14 protein-coding genes are annotated in these 20,805 nt (G+C 70.2%); 8 read left to right on the top strand and 6 right to left on the bottom strand.

Translation table 11 applies throughout. The features are described 5' to 3' along the window. Nucleotides 1-244 precede the first annotated feature (244 nt). The 4 genes from ACIQRL_RS15145 (at nt 245) to ACIQRL_RS15130 (ending at nt 6,186) form a co-directional block, all read left to right on the top strand. Complete coding sequence (locus ACIQRL_RS15145; protein ID WP_328552899.1) at nt 245-1,036, top strand: ATP-binding cassette domain-containing protein; 792 nt, start codon at nt 245-247, stop codon at nt 1,034-1,036. After that, on the top strand, nt 1,033-2,355 hold the full coding sequence (locus ACIQRL_RS15140; protein ID WP_401331638.1) for a sugar ABC transporter permease: 1,323 nt from the start codon (nt 1,033-1,035) through the stop codon (nt 2,353-2,355). The genes ACIQRL_RS15145 and ACIQRL_RS15140 overlap by 4 nt, the downstream gene beginning before the upstream one ends. 226 nt (nt 2,356-2,581) lie before the next feature. After that, nucleotides 2,582-4,513 (top strand): 1-deoxy-D-xylulose-5-phosphate synthase, encoded by a 1,932-nt coding sequence (dxs, locus tag ACIQRL_RS15135; RefSeq protein ID WP_401331636.1) that lies wholly within the window; start codon nt 2,582-2,584, stop codon nt 4,511-4,513. A gap of 149 nt (nt 4,514-4,662) precedes the next feature. Further along, on the top strand, nt 4,663-6,186 hold the full coding sequence (locus tag ACIQRL_RS15130; RefSeq protein ID WP_401331634.1) for an amino acid permease: 1,524 nt from the start codon (nt 4,663-4,665) through the stop codon (nt 6,184-6,186). A gap of 556 nt (nt 6,187-6,742) precedes the next feature. Here ACIQRL_RS15130 and ACIQRL_RS15125 read toward each other — a convergent pair. After that, nucleotides 6,743-7,117 (bottom strand): NTP pyrophosphohydrolase, encoded by a 375-nt coding sequence (locus ACIQRL_RS15125; RefSeq protein ID WP_401331630.1) that lies wholly within the window; start codon nt 7,115-7,117, stop codon nt 6,743-6,745. 112 nt (nt 7,118-7,229) lie between these two features. Between ACIQRL_RS15125 and ACIQRL_RS15120 the strand changes: the two genes are divergently transcribed. Next, on the top strand, nt 7,230-8,249 hold the full coding sequence (locus tag ACIQRL_RS15120) for a hypothetical protein (protein ID WP_401331628.1): 1,020 nt from the start codon (nt 7,230-7,232) through the stop codon (nt 8,247-8,249). A gap of 246 nt (nt 8,250-8,495) precedes the next feature. Here ACIQRL_RS15120 and ACIQRL_RS15115 read toward each other — a convergent pair whose 3' ends face one another. Both ACIQRL_RS15115 and ACIQRL_RS15110 read right to left on the bottom strand, forming a co-directional pair. Further along, nucleotides 8,496-10,136 (bottom strand): PQQ-binding-like beta-propeller repeat protein, encoded by a 1,641-nt coding sequence (locus tag ACIQRL_RS15115; RefSeq protein WP_401331626.1) that lies wholly within the window; start codon nt 10,134-10,136, stop codon nt 8,496-8,498. 109 nt (nt 10,137-10,245) lie between these two features. Then, entirely contained in the window at nt 10,246-11,253 is a 1,008-nt protein-coding gene (locus ACIQRL_RS15110) for a glycoside hydrolase family 26 protein (RefSeq protein ID WP_401331624.1), read from the bottom strand. Nucleotides 11,254-11,475: 222 nt separating this feature from the next. Between ACIQRL_RS15110 and ACIQRL_RS15105 the strand changes: the two genes are divergently transcribed. The 3 genes from ACIQRL_RS15105 (at nt 11,476) to ACIQRL_RS15095 (ending at nt 15,444) form a co-directional block, all read left to right on the top strand. Continuing rightward, on the top strand, nt 11,476-11,985 hold the full coding sequence (locus tag ACIQRL_RS15105) for a hypothetical protein (protein ID WP_401331622.1): 510 nt from the start codon (nt 11,476-11,478) through the stop codon (nt 11,983-11,985). A 25-nt stretch (nt 11,986-12,010) separates the two neighbouring features. Beyond that, the gene (locus tag ACIQRL_RS15100; protein WP_401331620.1) at nt 12,011-14,185 is read left to right on the top strand and encodes a glycosyltransferase; all 2,175 of its coding nucleotides are present in this window, start codon (nt 12,011-12,013) and stop codon (nt 14,183-14,185) included. 77 nt (nt 14,186-14,262) lie between these two features. Then, nucleotides 14,263-15,444: an acyltransferase gene (locus ACIQRL_RS15095; protein WP_401331752.1), complete on the top strand. Its 1,182-nt coding sequence runs from the start codon at nt 14,263-14,265 to the stop codon at nt 15,442-15,444. A gap of 160 nt (nt 15,445-15,604) precedes the next feature. Here the strand turns inward: ACIQRL_RS15095 and ACIQRL_RS15090 are convergent, their stop codons facing one another. The 3 genes from ACIQRL_RS15090 to ACIQRL_RS15080 form a co-directional block, all read right to left on the bottom strand. Further along, a complete protein-coding gene (locus ACIQRL_RS15090; RefSeq protein ID WP_401331618.1) occupies nt 15,605-17,740 on the bottom strand; it encodes a 3-hydroxyacyl-CoA dehydrogenase NAD-binding domain-containing protein in 2,136 nt (711 codons plus the stop codon). After that, entirely contained in the window at nt 17,737-18,963 is a 1,227-nt protein-coding gene (locus ACIQRL_RS15085) for an acetyl-CoA C-acyltransferase (protein ID WP_261704412.1), read from the bottom strand. Before ACIQRL_RS15085 ends, ACIQRL_RS15090 begins: the two co-directional genes overlap by 4 nt. A 506-nt stretch (nt 18,964-19,469) precedes the next feature. Further along, the gene (locus ACIQRL_RS15080; RefSeq protein ID WP_401331616.1) at nt 19,470-20,747 is read right to left on the bottom strand and encodes a ribonuclease D; all 1,278 of its coding nucleotides are present in this window, start codon (nt 20,745-20,747) and stop codon (nt 19,470-19,472) included. Between the last annotated feature and the right edge of the window lie 58 nt (nt 20,748-20,805).

Here is a 20,805-nt window from a genome sequence, read left to right as displayed (position 1 = left end):
CGACCCGCTCGGGCGACCTCCCCACAACGGACGGTCGCCCGAGTTCCGACCGCTGAGCGGTCTCGCGAACCTGTCCGGCGCCTGCTCCACCTTCACACCCCGCTGCGGGGCGGGCGTCGGATGGATCCGTTGCGAAATGCGGCGGATTCGCGCATGTTCATCTTGTAAACCTTGTGCATTTCGCACATCCCTCCGCGCCGGTTAGTTCGAGCGCGGCATCCCCGCCGGTCAGGCGGCGAAGGAGATGGTTCACGTGTCCGCTACGCCCGTGCTGGCGTTGCGCGGAGTCTCCAAGCGATTCGGTGCTGTGCAGGCACTCACCGATGTCGAGCTGGAGGTCCACCCCGGAGAAGTGGTCGCCCTGGTGGGCGACAATGGCGCAGGAAAGTCCACCCTGGTCAAGACCATCGCGGGCGTCCACCCCATCGATGAAGGCGTCATCGAGTGGGACGGTCAGCCCGTCAGCATCAACAAGCCGCACGACGCCCAGGGACTCGGCGTCGCGACCGTCTACCAGGACCTCGCCCTGTGCGACAACCTCGACGTGGTCGGCAACCTCTACCTCGGTCGTGAACTGCTGCACCGCGGCGTCATCGACGAGGTCACGATGGAGCAGAAGGCGCGTGAGCTGCTCAGCACACTCTCCATCCGCATCCCCAGCGTGCGTATCCCGATCGCGAGCCTTTCCGGTGGTCAGCGTCAGGTCGTGGCCATCGCCCGCGCCCTCATCGGTGACCCCAAGGTCGTCATCCTCGACGAGCCGACCGCCGCTCTCGGTGTCGAGCAGACCGCGCAGGTCCTCGACCTGGTCGAGCGACTGCGCGAGCGCAACCTCGGCGTCATTCTCATCAGCCACAACATGGCTGACGTGAAGGCCGTCGCGGACACCGTCGCCGTCCTGCGCCTGGGCAAGAACAACGGCTCCTTCTCCGTGAAGGACACCAGCCACGAAGAGATCATCGCCGCGATCACCGGAGCCACGGACAATGCCGTGACCCGTCGTGCGGGGCGTCGCAACACGGAGGCCGCAAAGTGAGCGACACGTCCAAGGTTTCCAAGCCGGAGGCCGAGGTGGAGCACCAGAACACGGTGGCTCCCTCCGACGACCCCACTGCCGCTCCCGTGTCGGTCGTGGACCCGCGTCTGCTGGTCCGCGAAGAGGGTCTCAAGGGCTACATCACCGAGTTCAAGCGCAAGATCAAGGGTGGCGAGCTCGGCTCACTGCCGGTCTTCGTCGGTCTGATCATCATCTGGACGATCTTCCAGACGCAGAACAGCCGGTTCCTCAGCGCCGACAACCTGTCGAACATCAGCTACTTCATGTCGGCCACCGGCATGCTGGCCATCGGCCTGGTGTTCGTCCTGCTGCTCGGTGAGATCGACCTCTCCGTCGGCTCGGTCAGCGGCCTCGCCTCCACGGTCTTCGCGGTGTTCGTGGTCAACCACGGCGTGAACCCCTGGCTGGCCCTGTTCCTGACCGTCCTGACCGGTGCCGTCATCGGCGCGATGCAGGGCTGGTTCTTCGCCCGGATCGGCGTGCCCGCCTTCGTCGTGACGCTGGCCGGCTTCCTGGGCTGGAACGGCCTGATGCTGTGGCTGCTCGGTTCGAGCGGCACCATCAACATCCCGGCCGACAGCGGCCCGGTGTACCTGCTCGGCCAGAGCTCCTTCTTCATGGGCCAGGCCGTCATCGGCGCCTACCTGCTGGCCGGCCTCGGTGTCGCCTCGATGCTCGTGGGTTCGCTCATCGACCAGCGTCGCCGCAGGGCCGCCGGTGTGCCCTTCCGGCCCACCAGTGAGATCGCGCTGCGCGTCGGAGCGCTCGCCGTGGCGTCCTTCGCCGCCGCCGCCGTGCTGAACAACGCCTCCGGTGTCTCCAACGCCCTGGTGATCTTCCTCGCCTCCCTGGTGGTCGTCGACTTCGTGCTGCGCCGCACCACGTACGGCCGCAAGATCTTCGCGGTCGGCGGTGGCATCGAGGCGGCTCGCCGCGCCGGTATCAGCGTGCCGATGGTCCGCATCACCGTCTTCGCCATCTCCGGCGGTTTCGCTGCGGTCGGCGGTATGTTCTTCGCCGGTCAGACCGCGAGCGCCACGCTGAACGCCGGTGGCGGCAACACGCTGATGCTCGCCATCGCGGCGGCCGTCATCGGTGGTACGAGCCTCTTCGGTGGCCGCGGAAACGTTTGGTCGGCCCTCCTGGGCATGCTGGTCATCCAGTCGATCCAGACCGGTCTCGACCTGCTCAACATGAACACCTCCATCCAGTACATGATCACGGGTGCGGTGCTCCTGGGCGCGGTCGTCATCGACTCCGTCTCGCGGAAGAGCCAGAAGGCCGCGGGCCGCGCGTAACACTCCGCGGGGAACGCCACGGCACTGCGCGGTGGCCTCCCTGTGAAAGACCCTGTGCCCGGCGCCATGGGCGGCGCCGGGCACAGTCATGTTCGGACGGGAACACGTGTTCCCATCCGGTTGGGCCGATCGTGTGGCGTACATCGCCAGGCCCGGCCCGCGCCCGAAAAGGCGGAACATTAGACTCGACCAAGCCCGGCAACAGCTCTACTGCAAGGAGGCACGGGTGCCGCTGCTGACCCGCATCAGGGGACCGCGCGATCTGGACCGGCTCAGCCTGGAGCAGCTGGACCAGCTGGCCGGCGAGATCAGGACCTTCCTCGTCGACGCGGTCTCCAAGACCGGCGGCCACCTCGGCCCCAATCTCGGTGTCGTCGAGCTGACCATCGCCCTGCACCGCGTCTTCGAGTCACCGAAGGACAGGGTGCTCTGGGACACGGGCCACCAGTCCTACGTCCACAAGCTGCTCACCGGCCGCCAGGACTTCTCCCGGCTGAAGATGAAGGGCGGCCTGTCCGGCTACCCCTCGCAGGCCGAGTCCGAGCACGACATCATCGAGAACTCGCACGCCTCCACGGTCCTCGGCTGGGCCGACGGCCTGTCCAAGGCCAACGAGGTGCTCGGCAGGGACGACCACGTGGTCGCCGTCATCGGTGACGGCGCTCTCACCGGCGGCATGGCCTGGGAGGCGCTGAACAACATCGCCGACGCCAAGGACCGCCCGCTGATCATCGTCGTCAACGACAACGAGCGTTCGTACGCGCCGACCATCGGCGGCCTCGCGAACCATCTGGCGACCCTGCGCACCACCGACGGCTACGAGCGCTTCCTGGCCCGCGGCAAGGACCTCCTGGAGCGCACCCCGGTCGTGGGCAAGCCGCTCTACGAGACCCTGCACGGCGCGAAGAAGGGCCTGAAGGACTTCATCGCCCCGCAGGGCATGTTCGAGGACCTCGGCCTGAAGTACGTCGGCCCGATCGACGGCCACGACATCGAGGCCCTGGAGTCGGCCCTCGCCCGCGCCAAGCGCTTCGGCGGCCCGGTCATCGTGCACTGCCTCACCGAGAAGGGCCGCGGCTACCAGCCCGCCCTCCAGGACGAGGCGGACCGCTTCCACGCCGTCGGCAAGATCCACCCCGACACGGGCCTGCCGATCGCCTCCTCCGGCGCCGACTGGACCTCCGTCTTCGGCGAGGAGATGGTCGAGCTCGGCAAGGAGCGCGAGGACATCGTCGCGATCACCGCCGCGATGCTCCAACCGGTCGGCCTCGACCGGTTCGCCAAGGCATTCCCCAAGCGGGTGTACGACGTCGGCATCGCCGAGCAGCACGCCGCCGTCTCCGCCGCGGGACTCGCCACCGGCGGACTGCACCCCGTGTTCGCCGTCTACGCGACCTTCCTCAACCGTGCCTTCGACCAGGTCCTGATGGACGTGGCCCTGCACAAGTGCGGCGTCACCTTCGTCCTGGACCGCGCGGGCGTCACCGGCACCGACGGCGCCTCGCACAACGGCATGTGGGACATGTCCATCCTCCAGGTCGTCCCGGGCCTCAGGCTCGCCGCCCCGCGCGACGCCGACCAGGTCCGCGCCCAGCTCCGCGAGGCCGTCGAGGTGAAGGACGCGCCCACCGTGGTGCGCTTCTCCAAGGGCGCGGTCGGCCCGGCCGTGCCCGCCGTGGGCCGGATCGGCGGCATGGACGTCCTGCGGGAGCCGGGCACCGACGCTCCGGACGTGCTGCTGGTCTCCGTCGGCGCGCTCGCCCCGATGTGCCTGGAGATCGCCGCTCTCCTCGACCGGCAGGGCATCTCCACCACCGTCGTGGACCCGCGCTGGGTCAAGCCGGTCGACGAGGCCATGGCCCCGCTCGCCGAGCAGCACCGCGTGGTCGTCACCGTCGAGGACAACTCCCGGGTCGGCGGTGTCGGCTCGGCCGTCGCGCAGGCCCTGCGCGACGCGGGCGTCGACGTCCCGCTGCGCGACTTCGGCATCCCGCCGCGCTTCCTCGACCACGCCTCGCGCGCCGAGGTCATGGCGGAGATCGGCCTGACCGCGCCGGACATCGCCCGGCAGGTCACCGGTCTCGTCGCCAAGCTCGACGGCCGGTACGAGCGCACCGCCGCGCAGGCCATGGACGCGGTGGAGCCCGCGCGCGACTGACAGCGGCACAGGATGGGCCGATGGGCCGGTTTCAGCACCCTGTACGGGTGGTGGAACCGGCCCATCTGCGTGAACCGGGCCGCGTCGGGGGATACGTGCTACCTGCCCTCTCGATCATGTCGAGGACGACAAGCGTGGGAGGTACGTCCGTGAGCAACACCCTCTTCAGGACGAAGAAGGTCGAACAATCGATCTTGGACACTGAGGAGCCGGAGCACGCGCTCAAGAAGACGCTGTCCGCTCTGGACCTCACCGTGTTCGGTGTCGGTGTCATCATCGGCACCGGCATCTTCGTCCTCACCGGCAAAGTGGCGAAGGAGAACGCGGGGCCCGGGGTCTCGCTGGCCTTCGTCGCCGCGGGTGTCGCCTGCGCGCTGGCGGCTCTGTGCTACGCCGAGTTCGCCTCCACGGTCCCGGTCGCGGGATCCGCGTACACGTTCTCCTACGCCTCCCTCGGAGAACTGCCCGCCTGGATCATCGGCTGGGACCTCGTCCTGGAGTTCGCGCTCGGCACGGCGGTGGTGGCCGTCGGCTGGTCGGGCTATGTGCGCTCGCTGATGGACAACGCGGGCTGGCACATGCCCGAGTCGCTCAGCGGGCGCGACGGGGCCCACGGGTTCGGCTTCGACATCCTCGCCGCCGCACTGGTGCTGGTGCTCACGGCCATCCTCGTCGTCGGCGTGAAGCTCTCCGCCCGGATCACCACGCTGGTCGTCGCGATCAAGGTCACCGTCGTCCTGATCGTGATCATCGCGGGTGCCTTCTTCATCGAGGGCAAGAACTACAAGCCCTTCATCCCCCCGGCGCAGGCCGTGGAGGCGGGCAGCGGCATCAAGACGCCGCTGATCCAGTTGATGTTCGGCTGGGCGCCGACCAACTTCGGCGTGATGGGCATCTTCACCGCGGCCTCCGTGGTGTTCTTCGCCTTCATCGGCTTCGACGTGGTCGCGACCGCCGCCGAGGAGACGAAGAACCCGCAGCGGGACATGCCGCGCGGCATCCTCGGCTCGCTCGTCATCTGCACCACGCTCTACGTCCTCGTGTCGATCGTGGTCACGGGCATGGAGAAGTACACCAGGCTGTCCGTGGACGCCCCGCTCGCCGACGCCTTCAAGGCCACCGGGCACCCCTGGTACGCGGGCGTCATCAGCTTCGGCGCCGCCATCGGACTGACCACGGTCTGCATGATCCTGCTCCTCGGCCAGACCCGGGTCTTCTTCGCGATGAGCCGCGACGGACTGCTGCCGAGGTTCTTCTCCCGCGTCCACCCGAGGTTCCGCACCCCGCACCGGCCGACCATCCTGCTCGGTGTGATCATCGCGATCCTCGCGGGCTTCACCAGCCTCAGCGAGCTGGCCGAACTGGTCAACATCGGCACGCTCTTCGCCTTCATCGTGGTCGCCGTCGGCGTCGTCATCCTCCGCCGCACCCGCCCCGATCTGCCCCGCGCCTTCCGCACCCCGCTGGTGCCGTGGGTGCCGCTCCTGTCGGTGCTCGCGACGCTGTGGCTGATGCTGAACCTGCCCGCCGAGACCTGGCTGCGGTTCGCGATCTGGATGGTGATCGGCATCGTCGTCTACTTCCTCTACGGGCACTCGCACAGCCGTCTCGGCCGGCACGAGGAGACGACACTCGCCGAGACCCGCAACCCACCCGGCGGCACCGCCGGGTAGCCGACCCGTCCTGCCCCGGGCCCCGCACGTTCGGCTCCGGCGCGGCGGCGGCGGGGCTTCGCCGTGCCCGGCGAAGCCGGTGAATCCGGGTGACAGGCGGGCCTTCGGCCGATGGCGGACGGGCCGACGGGTGTACGAGTACCGGGCAGGCGAAGGGCCCGCCCGAGCGACGGACAGCGCCGGCCGGAGCCGGACGGCGGCGCACAGAGCGCGGCGCGGGCCGCTGACGCGACGCGCGCCGGACGGACGCGGACTCACGGTCAGCGGGGCATGCCCCCCGGGCCGGCGCGGCGGGCGCGCAGCAGACCGGCGGCCGGCGGCCCCGGACCGCCTGTGGCCCGGTGGTCCGCGGCGGTGATGTGCCTGTACCCCGGTGGTCTGTCGCGACGGTCCGCCCCCGGCGTGGCGCCCGGCGCCGATGGTGGCCTGTGGGCCGGCGGTCTGGCTTGGTGGTCCGTGGCGACGGACTGTGGCTCGGCTTCCCGTGGCGGCGGTGTACCCGGAACCCGGAACCCGGGATCCGGAGTCAGGGATCCGGAGTCAGGAGGCCGGGAGGTCAAGGGTGAGGGCGTACCGTGCGTGGCCCGGTGACCTCGGCGCCCAGTTCCCCCACCCGGCGCCGCAGTTCGCGGTCGGCCGTGACGACCAGGCGGGTGCGGTCCGGCGCCTCGGCCACCAGCTCCACCATGCGGTCGTCGCCGCTGCCCGGAGCCTCGTCGACCCGGACCCCGGGGACGGAGTCCACCCCACGGGCCGCGCCCTCGACCACCAGAACGATCTCCAGCGGGCCCGGGTGGCCGGGCAGGCCCCGCTCGGCGAAGTCCGTCAGCCGGTCCCTGAGCCGCTCGGCGGCACCACGACGGTCCCGCCACCATCCGTCCGGCACGGACCCCACCACATTGGCGCCGTCCACGATGAGCAGAGTCGTCATGTCCTCACCCTGCCAGAACCCCACGGCCCGGCGCCGCCTGCCGGCCGGTGCCGCGGCGGCCGTCGGGCCGCCCCCGGTGAACGCGCGGCGCGCCCCCGATTAAAGTGAAGCGGTGAACGTCGACTGGCTCATACGCGGCCGCGACGGCAGGCTGAGTGCGTACCTGCTGTCGGAGGCCACCGTCCACTGCCGGGCGGAGCGCGGACCCGGTGGTCCCTGGGACCCTCCGCGCACCGTGGGCGGCGACCAACGCCTGCACTCCGTACTGGCCTTGGGCCAGGGCCCCGATCGCTATACCCACCTGGTCTCCTGGCGTCCGACGGTCCGCGACCAGTCGGGACTGGTCCATTCGACCCACTACCGGCCGGACCTCGCCGCCCTCGACTGGAACCCCATCGGTCACCCCAACGGCAGCGGCGACCGGACGGGCAACCCCGCCGTCGCGATCGACGCGGAGGGGCGTGCCCATGTCTTCGTACGCAACCGCGGCGGCGGCGTGAGCATGATCGGCCAGAAGCTGAAGGGCGGCTGGGGGCCCTGGTGCGACCTGAAGGGGCGCAAGGTCCAGGGGGACCTCGCGGCCGTGACCGGGGAGTCCGGCTGTGTCGAGCTGTACGCGGCCGTCCCGGGCGGGGTCATGCACTGGCGCCAGCAGGAGGCCGGCACGGCACCGGCCCTGGACGAGGCGCTGGAGGCGCCGGTCCGACCGGGCAGCCTGCGCGCGCTCGCGACCTCGGCGGACTCCACCACGCTCTTCTTCACCGACGACGAATCGGGCGATGTGTGCGCCTGGCGTCCCGGCACCAAGCCGGTGGCCCTCCTGGCCTCCGCCGGCCCGGGGCCCGTCTGCGTGATCCGCTGTGAACTCGACGGCCACGACTGCACGTTGCTCGCCCAGCGCTCGGCGAGCGGACGGGTGGCCTTCGCCGCCTACCCGACCGAGGACGAGTCGGCGGGCGCCTGGTGGACGGAGTCGGGACCCGAACTCCCCGCCGACGCCCTGCTGGCGTTGGCGGAGGACGAGCAGGGCCGGGTGGTCGCCGCGACGCTCTCTCCCGGTACCGGCGAACTCCGGGTCACCCGCCGCAAGGACGAACCGGGGATCGCCCTGGAGGCATGGCGGTCGGTCTGACGCCGACGGCCGCCGCACACCGGAGCGCACGCCGACACCGCCGTACCGAAGGCGAGTACGGCGGTGGAGCGTGCCAGCCGGTGGGCGGACGCGCGGGGTCGGGCCCCCGCCAGGGACACCTTGTCGCGCGACGGGTCAGGAAGTCCCGCCGGTGGCGGGCGACATCGGCCAGACAGTCCCGGCCGAGAGGCCAGGCGCCGCCGTTTCCGGAAGCCGGAGGCCTCACCCTGATCGGCGGGGAAGGCCCTACCGGTAGAACCGCACGCCGCCGTTCGACCCGAGGGCGTTGAGTTCCAGCACGCCGCCGTCCGAGGTGACGTACACCGTGCCGGAGGTGAAGCTCCCCTTGCCGGTCCCCACCGGGATGCCCGCGACCGGGGTGGTGCGACCAGTGCGCGGGTCGATGCTGACGAGCTGCGGGGGACCTGACGTGGTGACGGCGTACACCTTGTCGTCCGCGCCGGACGCGGGGACGGCCAGCGCGGCGGAGGGGTGGGTCCAGAGTTTGGCGCCGGTCGCGGTGTTGAAGCCGTCGATCACTGTCCTGCCGGCGGCCGAGGCCGGGGCGACCAGGACGTTGCCGTAGAGCCGGACGGAGTGGTCGGCGCCGGTGTTGTTGCCGGTCGTGAGCTCATCGTCGCCCACGGCCAGTTTGCGGCCGGTCCCGGTGGCGTCGAAAACCCGCACGGCGTCCTGGCGCGCCGTGTGGACGGCGGCGATCAGTGGCGAGCCGGACAGGATGTGGGTCACCTCCGAGTGAGCGGTTTCGGGCTTGCGCCAGATCACCTTCCCGGTCTTGCCGTCGTACGCGGTGAGACTGAACCTGGCCTTCCGGTCGAGGCAGAAGTCGTCCACCAGCACGGCGCCTTCGGTGCCCGAGTCGTAGGCGTTGCAGTAGTGACCGCGGGCCTTGTAGCCCCATACGCGGCTGCCCGTGCGGACGTCCACGCCCCCGAGGAAGCTCTCGCTGACGATGGTGGCGACATCGCCCTGCACGTAGGTCGTGGCGATCGCCGCCGTGGGGTGCTTGGCACTGGTCAGCGGCATGGACCAGAGGATCTTGCCGGTGGACGCCCTGACACCGGCCAGCCAGGTGCAGCTGCTGCCGTCCTTGCCGAAGGCGACCGTGCCGATGCCCCGGGCACTGAGGGTCGGCGACATGGCGCAGGGGACGGTGCCGAGCTCCGCGGCGCCCGCGGAGGACGCGGCGCTCCACACCTGCTTGCCGTCGGTCAGGTCGTAGGCCCGCAGGCCGCCTCGGCTGCCGGCCCGGACGAGCAGCTTGTCGGTGAGCCAGCTGCCGATCAGCGCGTCGTCGGCGGCGGGCGCCGGTATGTGCCACACCTGCGTCAGCTGCTTCGAGGCAACGGTGGCGGCGTCCTCCTGCTTGAACACGACGGCTGCGGCGCCGCCGGCGCCGAGGACGGCAAGAGCGAGGGCTATCCTGCCCACCCGCCTGGCCTTCTTTCCGGCCCGTTTGCCGTTTGCGCCCGCAGAGGGCTGCGGCTGCGCGGTGACAGGCTCGGGGTGGCGGAGGGCCGCCCGGTCCAGGACGGCGGTCGCCTCCGACAGGTATCCGGACTCCGCGTCCGCCGATTCGCCGCCGCGCCGGGTGTGCGGGGGGATCCGGCGACCCGGCGCGCGCATGGCCTCGTCGTCGTCGGCGGCGTGGGGCTCGGGAAACCGCAGCGGCATGGTGGCATCCCACCGCGTGCCGGAGGATCTGCCGTACGCCTCGGCCGACGGCCTGTCGTCCCACGGCGCGGCCGGCTCCGCCTGCTGCTGTCCCCGGTACGGCTGCGGGCCGGGGGCCGACTTGCGGGGCTGGAAGGCCCAGCCGTAGTCCTCCTGCGGAGCCCCCTGGCCCGGCGACGATTCCGTCGGCATCTCCGTGATCTCCCCTGGTCGGGCATCCGCAAGCGCCAGCCGCGGTGATGCGCCGTGATAAATGTCGTTCCTTGCGGGCTCGTGCCCGGCTTGCCCTGCTTGCTGCGTATCAGCCGTTTTTGAACGAATGACCGAAGCTGTTCCGGGCCGACTCCACCTGGAACGCGGCCAGCGCACCCACCGAGGTGCTGATCCGCCAGTCCATCAACTGCGTGCCGCCTGGCCAGTCCTTGCGCTGGTCGTACCAGACGAGCCCGATGACGCCGGCTTTCGTGGCACCCCGGAACAGGTCACGGATGTGCGCCTCCTTGCCGGTGCCCTGCGCCACCCCGGTTTCCGCGATCAGCACCGGCTTGCCGGAGAAGCCCGCCACCTGACGCAGGGTCGGGGTGAACAGGCTGGAGAAGGCGACCCCGTCGATCGGCCCGTAGTAGCCGATGAGGCCGACCCAGTCGACGTAGGCGTTGCCCGGGTAGTAGGGACGCAGTGCGGCGGTGGTGCCCGAGTCGACCACGTGCGGAGTCCACACCCAGATCACGTTGGTGACACCCTGCGCCGTGAAGATGTCGTGCAGATGTTTCCAAGACGCGACGAAGTCGACGGGCTTGGTGTGCTGGGGACCCCAGGAGTTCCACGGACCGTTCATCTCGCCGGCGAAGGAGAGGGCCAATGGGCCGTCGTAGGCCGCGATCTGACCCGCCAGCCGGCGGATGTAGGCGTCGTCCTTGCCCTTGGCGATGTCGGCGAGCGAGGTGTCGGAGGGCACCAGCGCCATCATGGGCAGCTGGCCGTGATGCCACAGGAAGGCGTTGCCCTCCGCGTCGAAGTCGTCGCCCCAGGAGCTGTAGTACTCGCGGATGTCAGGGGCCCGCCCGGCCTCTTTGGCGAAGGCGGTGACGATGCCGTACTGCCAGGGCGTCTTGTCGTCGACGACGCCCAGCGCGCGGCCGGACGGCCTGAGCATGGACGAGACCTGGAAGTGCGCGGCCGGCGGGGCGGCCGTGCCCGCCTTGGCACCGCCGCTTCCTGCGCCGCCACAGGCACCCACCAGGAACGCGACGGCGATCATGAGGATCGAGGCGACCGTCGAGCGGCTGCGGCGGCGGGCTATGGCCATGCGTGAAGGTCCGTTCAAGCAGGAAACTGGCTTCGTCGCTCGAACTCTACGAGACCCGCGTGACATTCACCGAATCTTCATACTAGTCTTGTTACATGATCGGCGGCGGGTCGGCTAATCTCCGTTTCCACGCACATTGATCACCTTTCCGCACTGATCACTACTTTCAGCACAGCACCGAGCTGGCAGTTGTCACACGATGAAGGAAGCTCGAGGCTGTCGATGACCAGTGCCTCCACGGAGGTCGAGTCGGCTCCCGTCTTTGTGGACCAGACCGGTCTGCGCGGCCGCCGTTTGCGCGGCCTCGGCTGGCTGCTGGGCATCATCTGCACCGGGTTCGTGGTGGCGATGGTCTCCGGCCTGGTGGGAACCCAGTCGCAGGCGCCCGCGCTCACCGTCCCCGGCAGCGCGAACACCACACCGCCCAGCCAGTACCTGAACGCGCCCCTTCCCGCGGCTCCCGGCGTCGCCGAGCCCGGAAAGAGCACCGCCGCCCCGGCGACCACATCCGACGTCACCGCGTCCGTCACCACTACGCCGGCGGCCGGTACTGCGGCGTCGAGCTCCGTGTCCGTCGCCACCGGATCCGACGCCACCCCGTCAGTCACCGCTACCCCGGCGGCCGGTACGGCAGCGTCAGGCTCCGTGTCCGGCACCACCGCGTCAGTTACGGCTGCGCCGACGGCCGGTACGGCGGCGTCAAGCTCCGTGTCCGGCGCCACCACGCCGTAGCCAGACGCGACCGACCAGGAAGTCCATGTCCCGCACCCGTCACCAACGCCCCCGGCAGTCCATCGCGCGGCCGCGCCGACTCGCCGCACCTCCCCTGCGTTTCTTTCTGCCGGTGACCGTACTGGCGACCCTGCTGGCGCTGATGGTGCTTCGGGGCATGGCGAACAACGAGGTCTTCCACGACGAGCGCATCGCCGTCTCGGTGGACAAGGTCACCGTCCCGAACAGCGTGCTGGAGGGCGGCCCGATCGTCGACGCGCGCGGCGGCAGGAACAGCAAGCCGGTCAGCTACACGATCCCGAGCAAGACCGTCGTCCTCTCCTTCGACGACGGGCCGTCCCCCCAGTGGACGCCGAAGATCCTCAAGGTGCTGAAGGAGAAGAACGTCCGCGCCGACTTCTTCGTCACCGGCGCGATGGTCACCCGCAACCCGGCGCTGATCCGCCGGATCGTGGCCGACGGCCATGAGATCGGTCTGCACACCTTCACCCACCCCGACCTCGCGCTGCACTCCGGCAGCCGGCTCACCTGGGAGCTGGGCGAGACCCAGCTCGCGCTGGCCGGTGTCGCCGGCATCCACACCAGCCTGTTCCGCCCGCCCTACTCCTCCACCGTGGACGCGCTGGACGACTGGTCGTGGCCGGTGACCAAGCAGGCGGGGTCGGAGGGGTACCTGACCGCCTTCATCGACAAGGACACCGACGACTGGAAGCGCCCCGGCGTCGACGCCATCGTCAAGTCCGCCATGCCCGACCTCCCCGGCCAGGGCGAGATGATCCTGATGCACGACGCGGGCGGCAACCGGGCGCAGACGCTGGCCGCGCTGCCGGTCGTCATCGACAAGCTCAAGGCCCAGGGCTACACCTTCAAGACCACCGGCGAGGCGCTCGGCACCGGCTCCGCCAACGCCGAGGTCACCAGCTACAACCTGTGGGTCGGCAAGGCGTTCCTGTGGTGCACCACCTTCTCGGTGCGGCTGATGCCGTGGCTGGTCGGCCTGCTCGCGGTCGTCGGTGCGCTGGTCATGGCGCGGTTCGCGCTGATGCTGGTGCTCTCGGCCATCCATGTGCGGCGCATCCGCAAACCGGGCTTCTCCTGGGGCGCCCCGGTCACCGAACCGGTCACCGTGGTGGTACCCGCGTACAACGAGCAGGAGTGCATCACCAACACCCTGCTCTCCCTGGCCACAAGCGACTACCCCATCGAAGTGATCGTGGTCGACGACGGGTCGACCGACGACACGTCCGCCATCGTGGAGGAGCTCGGCCTGCCGATGGTCCGGCTGATCCGGCAGCCGAACAGCGGCAAGCCGACCGCCCTCAACACCGGTGTGGCCGCGGCCTCGTACGACCTGATCGTCATGATGGACGGCGACACGGTCTTCGAACCCGCCACCGTCCGGGAACTGGTGCAGCCCTTCGCCGACCCGCGCGTCGGCGCGGTGGCCGGCAACGCCAAGGTCGGCAACCGCGACACGCTGATCGGTGCCTGGCAGCACATCGAGTACGTGATGGGCTTCAACCTCGACCGCCGGATGTACGACGTGCTCAACTGCATGCCGACCATCCCCGGCGCCGTGGGCGGCTTCCGCCGTTCGGCGCTGGAGCAGGCGGGCGGCATGAGCGACGACACCCTCGCCGAGGACACCGACGTGACCATGGCCCTGCACCGGGCCGGCTGGAAGGTCGTCTACGCGGAGGACGCCCGCGCCTGGACCGAGGCGCCCGTCAGCATGAAGCAGCTGTGGTCGCAGCGGTACCGCTGGAGCTACGGCACCATGCAGGCGATGTGGAAGCACCGGCACGCGTTGCTGGAGCGCGGCGCGGCCGGCCACTTCGGCCGGGTGGGCCTGCCGTTCGTCGCCCTGTTCATGGTGGTCACCCCGCTGCTCGCGCCCGCCTTCGACGTCGGCATGGTCTACGGCGTGGTCTTCGTCGACGCGTACAAGACCCTGGCCGCCTGGTTCGCGGTGATGGCCCTTCAGGCCGTCTGCGCCTGGTGGTCCTTCCGGCTGGACAAGGAGAAGGCGTGGCATCTGATCACGCTGCCGGCCCAGCAGGTGGTCTACCGGGTGCTCATGTACATGGTGCTGATGCAGTCCGCCATCACCGCTCTGACGGGAGGCAGGTTGCGCTGGCAGAAGCTGAAGCGCACCGGTGAGGTGGGGCTCGATGTCACAACGGGGGCGATGTCTTCATGAGTACCGCGGAACAAGGTGGCTACGGCACCCGAGGCTCTTTCGACACCGTCGCCCTGCGGGTGACGGACCCTGCCGTGATGTCCGCGCAGCGCGCCCCGCAGCCCGAGGAGGCCGCCCCCGCGCGGAAGCCCGGCCGTGACCGCTACCTCGACCTGCTGCGGGCGCTGGCCCTGGTCCGCGTGGTGGTCTATCACAACTTCAGCTGGACCTGGCTGCCGATCGTCTTCCCCTCCATGGGCGTCATGTTCGCGCTGGCCGGGTCGCTGATGGTGCGGTCCCTCAAGCGGCCGGCACTGAGCGTGATCCGCGGCCGGCTGCGCCGTCTGCTGCCGCCGATGTGGCTGTTCGGCGCGGTCGTGGTGCCGCTGATGATCATGGAAGGCTGGAGGCCCGACCACCATCACACCAACTGGTGGTGGGGCGACCTGGCCTACTGGGTCCTGCCGTTCAGCGAGCCGCCGTTCGGGGCCTCGCTGCACACCTTCGGCGGGCACCTGCCGAGTTCCTGGGCCGAACAGATCTGTGTGCCGCTGTGGTACCTGCGCGCCTACCTCTGGTACGTCCTGCTGTCGCCGCTCATGCTCAAGGCGATGCGGAAGCTGCCCTGGGTCACCCTGCTGGTGCCGCTGGCGCTCGCGGTCTTCATCAACTCCGGACTGGTCGACCAGTCCGGCCGGCTGATGGAAGCCGCCACCGACTTCACCACCTTCGGCTCCTGCTGGCTGCTCGGCATGGCCCACCAGGAGGGACTGCTCCGCAAGATCCCGCAGTACGTCGTGCCGTCCCTCGCACCGCTGGTGCTGGTATTCGGCTACTGGTGGCTGCTGCAGTCGCCGGTGGACAACCCGCGGATCGGGCACGATCTGGAAGCGGTACCGGTCGCCCAGGCGATCTGGTCGTTCGGCGCGGTGCTGCTGCTGCTCCACCTGAGCCCGTCCTGGGAGCAGTGGCCCAAACCGCTGGAGCGGTTCAACGGCGTGATCAGCCTGCTCAACTCCCGCGCGGTCAGCGTCTACCTGTGGCACTCCTTCGCGCTGGTGCTGACCGAGCCGCTGATCGACCAACTGTGGGACAACGCCTTCCTCTACGACCACGCGCAGTGGTTGCTGGCGAGCCAGTGGACCGCGCTGGTGGTCGCCGTTCCGCTGATCTGCCTGGCGATCCTGCTCTTCGGCTGGATCGAGGACGTGGCCGCCAAGCGACGTCCGCGGCTCTTCCCCTACCCGCGCCGCTCCAAGGGCCGCCGCCGCAGCCGCTAGAAGCCGCGGCGAATCCCGGGAAGGCCGCTCCGGCGCATGCATGCGAGCACTACCCGGACCTGCCGGTCTGGTGAACCGGGCCCCGGTCCAAGGGCGTTGAGAACGAGAGAGGGCCTCCGCGCACCGCGCGGAGGCCCTCTTCCCTTGTGCCGTCAGGCCGTTACGCCGGAACCGACGCCAACCCCGGCTCCAGGAACCGCTTCCCGGTCACCCGCTCGGAGACACCCTCACGGTCCAGGTACGGCGTGATGCCGCCCAGGTGGAAGGGCCAGCCGGCGCCGGTGATCAGGCAGAGGTCGATGTCCTGGGCCTCGGCGACGACGCCCTCGTCGAGCATGAGCCCGATCTCCTGGGCGACGGCGTCCAGGACGCGGTCACGGACCTGCCCCTCGGTGAGGACGACATCGCCCTGCTTGAGGAGCGCGGCGACCTCGGGGTCCAGCTCCGGCTTGAAGCCGTTCTCCGCGGAGTACACGTAGAAGCCGCGCTTGCCCGCCTTGACGACGGCCGCGAGGTTCGGGGAGACCGTGAAGCGGTCCGGGAAGGCCCGGTTGAGGGTCTCCGAGACGTGCAGACCGATCGCGGGACCGACCAGTTCGAGCAGGACCAGCGGAGACATCGGCAGGCCGAGCGGCTCGATGGCCTTCTCGGCGACCTCGACCGACGTGCCCTCGTCGATGACGTTCTGGATCTCGCCCATGAAGCGGGTCAGGATGCGGTTCACGACGAACGCCGGGGCGTCCTTGGTGAGAACCGCGGTCTTCTTCAGCTTCTTGGCGACGGCGAACGCCGTGGCCAGCGAGGCGTCGTCGGTCTGCTCGCCGCGCACGATCTCCAGGAGCGGGAGGATCGCGACCGGGTTGAAGAAGTGGAAGCCCACGACCCGCTCGGGGTTCTTCAGCTTCGACGCCATCTCGCTCACCGACAGCGAGGAGGTGTTGGTGGCGAAGATCGCGTGCGCCGGGGCGACCGCCTCGACCTCCGCGAACACCTGCTGCTTGACGCCGATCTCCTCGAAGACGGCCTCGATGACGAAGTCCGCGTCGGAGAAGCCCTCGGCCTTGTCCAGCACACCGGAGACCAGGGCCTTCAGGCGGTTGGCCTTGTCCTTGTTGATGCGGCTCTTGAGCAGCAGCTTGTCGATCTCGGCGTGGACGTAGCCCACACCCTTGTCGACGCGCTCCTGGTCGATGTCGGTCAGCACGACCGGCACCTCGAGGCGGCGCAGGAAGAGCAGCGCGAGCTGCGAGGCCATCAGGCCCGCGCCCACGACGCCCACCTTGGTGACCGGACGCGCGAGCGACTTGTCCGGCGCACCCGCCGGACGCTTGCCACGCTTCTGGACCAGGTTGAAGGCGTAGATGCCGGAGCGCAGTTCGCCACCCATGATCAGGTCGGCGAGCGCCACGTCCTCGGCGTCGTAGCCCTTCTGCAGGTCGCCGTCCTTGGCCTCGGCGATGATGTCCAGCGCACGGTAGGCGGCCGGGGCGGCCCCGTGCACCTTGCCGTCGGCGATGGACCGGCCACGCGCGACGGCCTGGTCCCAGGCCTCGCCGCGGTCGATCGCGGGGCGCTCGACGGCGATCTCGCCCTTGAGGACGGAGGCCGTCCACAGCAGCGACTGCTCCAGGAAGTCCGCGCCCTCGAACAGCGCGTCGGCGATGCCGAGGTCGTAGACCTGCCCGCCCTTGAGCTGCTTGTTCTGGTTGAGCGAGTTCTCGATGATGACCGTGACGGCCTTGTCGGCGCCGATCAGGTTCGGCAGGATCGTGCAGCCGCCCCAGCCGGGGACCAGACCGAGGAAGACCTCGGGCAGCGAGAAGGCCGGCAGGGCCGCGGAGACGGTCCGGTACGAGCAGTGCAGACCGACCTCGACGCCACCGCCCATCGCCGCGCCGTTGTAGTAGGCGAAGGTCGGGACCGCGAGGCCCGACAGGCGCTTGAAGACCTCGTGGCCGCCCTTGCCGATGGCGAGCGCGTCCTTGTGCTCCTTGAGGAGCTCGACGCCCTTCAGGTCCGCGCCGACCGCGAAGATGAACGGCTTGCCGGTGACGCCGACACCGACGATCTCACCGGCGGCGGCCTCCCGCTCGACCTGGTCGATGGCGGTGTCGAGGTTCGCCAGCGACGCCGGGCCGAAGGTGGTCGGCTTGGTGTGGTCGAAGCCGTTGTCCAGCGTGATGAGCGCGAAGCGCCCGGCACCGAACGGCAGGTCGAGGTGGCGTACGTTCGCGGACGTCACGACCTCGTCGGGGAACAGCTCGGCTGCGCCCTTCAGGAGTTCAGCGGTGCTCACTTGTCGCCTCCGGCGTCCTTGTGGTGCGGGTTCTCCCAGATGACCGTGGCGCCCATGCCGAAGCCGACGCACATGGTCGTGAGGCCGTAACGGACCTCCGGCTGCTCCTCGAACTGGCGGGCCAGCTGCGTCATCAGACGGACGCCGGAGGAGGCGAGCGGGTGGCCGTACGCGATGGCGCCGCCGTACTGGTTGACGCGCGCGTCGTCGTCGGCGATGCCGTAGTGCTCCAGGAACGCGAGCACCTGGACGGCGAAGGCCTCGTTGATCTCGAAGAGGTTGATGTCCTCGATCGACAGACCGGCCTTGGCGAGGGCCTTCTCGGTGGCCGGGATCGGGCCGTAGCCCATGACCTCCGGCTCGACGCCCGCGAAGGCGTACGAGACCAGGCGCATCTTGACCGGCAGGTTGTTCTCGCGGGCGAAGTCCTCGGAGGCGAGGATCGACGCGGTCGCACCGTCGTTCAGACCGGCCGCGTTACCGGCGGTGACGCGGCCGTGGACGCGGAACGGGGTCTTCAGGCCGGACAGGTTCTCCAGCGTGGTGCCCGGACGCATCGGCTCGTCGGCGGTGACCAGGCCCCAGCCCGTCTCACCGACCTCCGCGTTGGTGTTGCGCACCGAGATCGGCACCAGGTCCTGCTGGATCTTGCCGTTGGCGTACGCCTTGGCGGCCTTCTCCTGCGAGCGCACGGCGTACTCGTCGGCGCGCAGCTTGGTGATGGTCGGGTAGCGGTCGTGCAGGTTCTCGGCGGTCATGCCCATGAACAGGGCGGACTCGTCGACCAGCTTCTCGCTGACGAAGCGCGGGTTCGGGTCCACGCCCTCGCCCATGGGGTGGCGCCCCATGTGCTCCACACCACCGGCGATGACGGCGTCGTACGCGCCGAACGCGATGGAGCCCGCGGTGGCGGTGACGGCCGTCAGGGCGCCGGCGCACATGCGGTCGATGGAGTAGCCGGGGACCGACTGGGGGAGCCCGGCGAGGATGCCGGCCGTGCGGCCCAGGGTCAGACCCTGGTCACCGATCTGCGTGGTCGCCGCGATGGCGACCTCGTCGATCTTCTTGGGGTCAAGACCGGGGTTGCGGCGCAGCAGCTCCCGGATGGCCTTCACGACGAGGTCGTCGGCGCGGGTCTCGTGGTAGATGCCCTTCGGGCCCGCCTTGCCGAACGGGGTGCGGACGCCGTCTACGAAGACGACGTCCCTGACGGTACGAGGCACGATGGCTCTCCTCCAGATGCGGGATGGCACTGCTGCGCGGACACACGCCTGAGCGCGCGCTCAGCACCCATGCTACTTACGAGTAACCAACCTGCCCAGTCCCGAGGCCGGGAGCGGCGAAGGTCACATCCGAAAGGCGTCGGCGCCCCGGTCCGGCCCGCCGGGTACGGGGTCCGGCACCGCAGGGCGGAGCGGGGTCCGCCACGTCGTCGCGATCGTGGAAAGCGTGGCAGTCACGGGTGCCGCGGGTGCCGGGGGCGTGGCGGGCATCGCCGAGATCGCCGAGATCAAGGCGTCCGGTCCGCCTGCGCCGCCGGGGCCTGCCCGACGGCGTCGCGCCGCGTCCGTACATCCGGGAAGCCCGGTGATGCGGTCGGGCTGCCCAGGATCTTGGCGTGATCTCGACGTCCGTTCGACGGGTCGGTTCCGCTTCAAGAACCCGTTCGGCGTAAACCGAGCGCGCGGAGCGCCTGGAACCCGCCGTCGGGGGCGGCCGAACGGTGGACCTAGACGGTCTTCAGGGACAGCGCGGTCACCAGTACCGGTGTGACCAGCTCGACCTGCCAGGGCCGCGCCCCGCAGGCGGTGAGCGCGGCGCCCACGGACTCCGTGTCCGGTGTCGCCGGCGGCTCCCAGCACACGCGCCGCACGGTGTCCGGGGTGATCAGGTTCTCCTGCGGCATGTTCAGCCCCTCGGCCAGCGCCGATACGGCGGTCCGCGCGGCGGAGAGCCGGGCGGCGGCGGCCGGGTCCTTGTCGGCCCAGGCGCGCGGCGGGGGAGGCCCGGTCACCGGCTGCCCGGGCTGCGGGAGCTCGTTGTCCGGCAGCGCCTTCGCGCGGTCGACCGCGGCCTGCCACTGCTCGAGCTGGCGCCGGCCCATGCGGTGCCCGAAGCCGTTCAGGGCGGCCAGGGCGTGCATGTTGGCGGGCACCGCCAGCGCCGCCTCGACGATCGCCGCGTCCCCGAGCACCTTGCCCGGCGAGATGTCCCGGCGCTGCGCGACCCGGTCCCGGGTCTCCCACAGCTCCCGTACGACGGCCATCTGCCGGCGGCGGCGCACCTTGTGCATCCCGGACGTACGGCGCCAGGGGTCCTTGCGCGGCGGCGCGGGCTCCGCCTGCGCGATCGCGTCGAACTCCTGCCGGGCCCATTCCAGCTTGCCCTGCCGGTCGAGTTCCTTCTCCAGGGCGTCGCGCAGGTCGACGAGGAGCTCCACGTCGAGCGCGGCGTAGCGCAGCCAGGGCTCGGGCAGCGGGCGCGTCGACCAGTCGACGGCGGAGTGGCCCTTCTCCAGGACGAAGCCGAGGACGCTCTCGACCATCGCGCCCAGGCCCACCCGGGGGAACCCCGCCAGCCGTCCGGCCAGCTCGGTGTCGAAGAGACCGGCGGGGATCATGCCTATCTCGCGGAGACAGGGCAGGTCCTGGGTGGCGGCGTGCAGCACCCATTCGGCTCCGGAGATCGCCTCACCGAGACCCGAAAGGTCGGGACAGGCCACGGGGTCGATCAGCGCGCTGCCCGCGCCCTCACGGCGAAGCTGCACCAGGTAGGCGCGCTGGCCGTAGCGGTACCCGGACGCGCGTTCGGCGTCGACGGCCACCGGGCCGGTTCCGGCGGCGAAGGCGGCGATCACCTCGGCGAGCGAGGCATCGTCGGCGATCACGGGCGGAATGCCTTCTCGGGGCTCGAGCAAAGGGGTCGGCGCCGATTCGACGTCGTCCGGAGGGCCGCCTCCGGTGGTTCGCAGTGAGCTGTCTGCTGCGGTCTCTTGGGCGTCGGTCACCTGTCAAGAGTATCTGTGTATGGACAACGCCCGCCGACGGAACGTTCCGTCGACGGGC

Origin of the sequence: Streptomyces sp. NPDC091209, assembly GCF_044757755.1 — a bacterium.
Lineage (GTDB): Bacteria > Actinomycetota > Actinomycetes > Streptomycetales > Streptomycetaceae > Streptomyces.
Note: the sequence above shows the minus strand (reverse complement) of the source record. Positions and strands in the feature narration are given on the sequence as shown.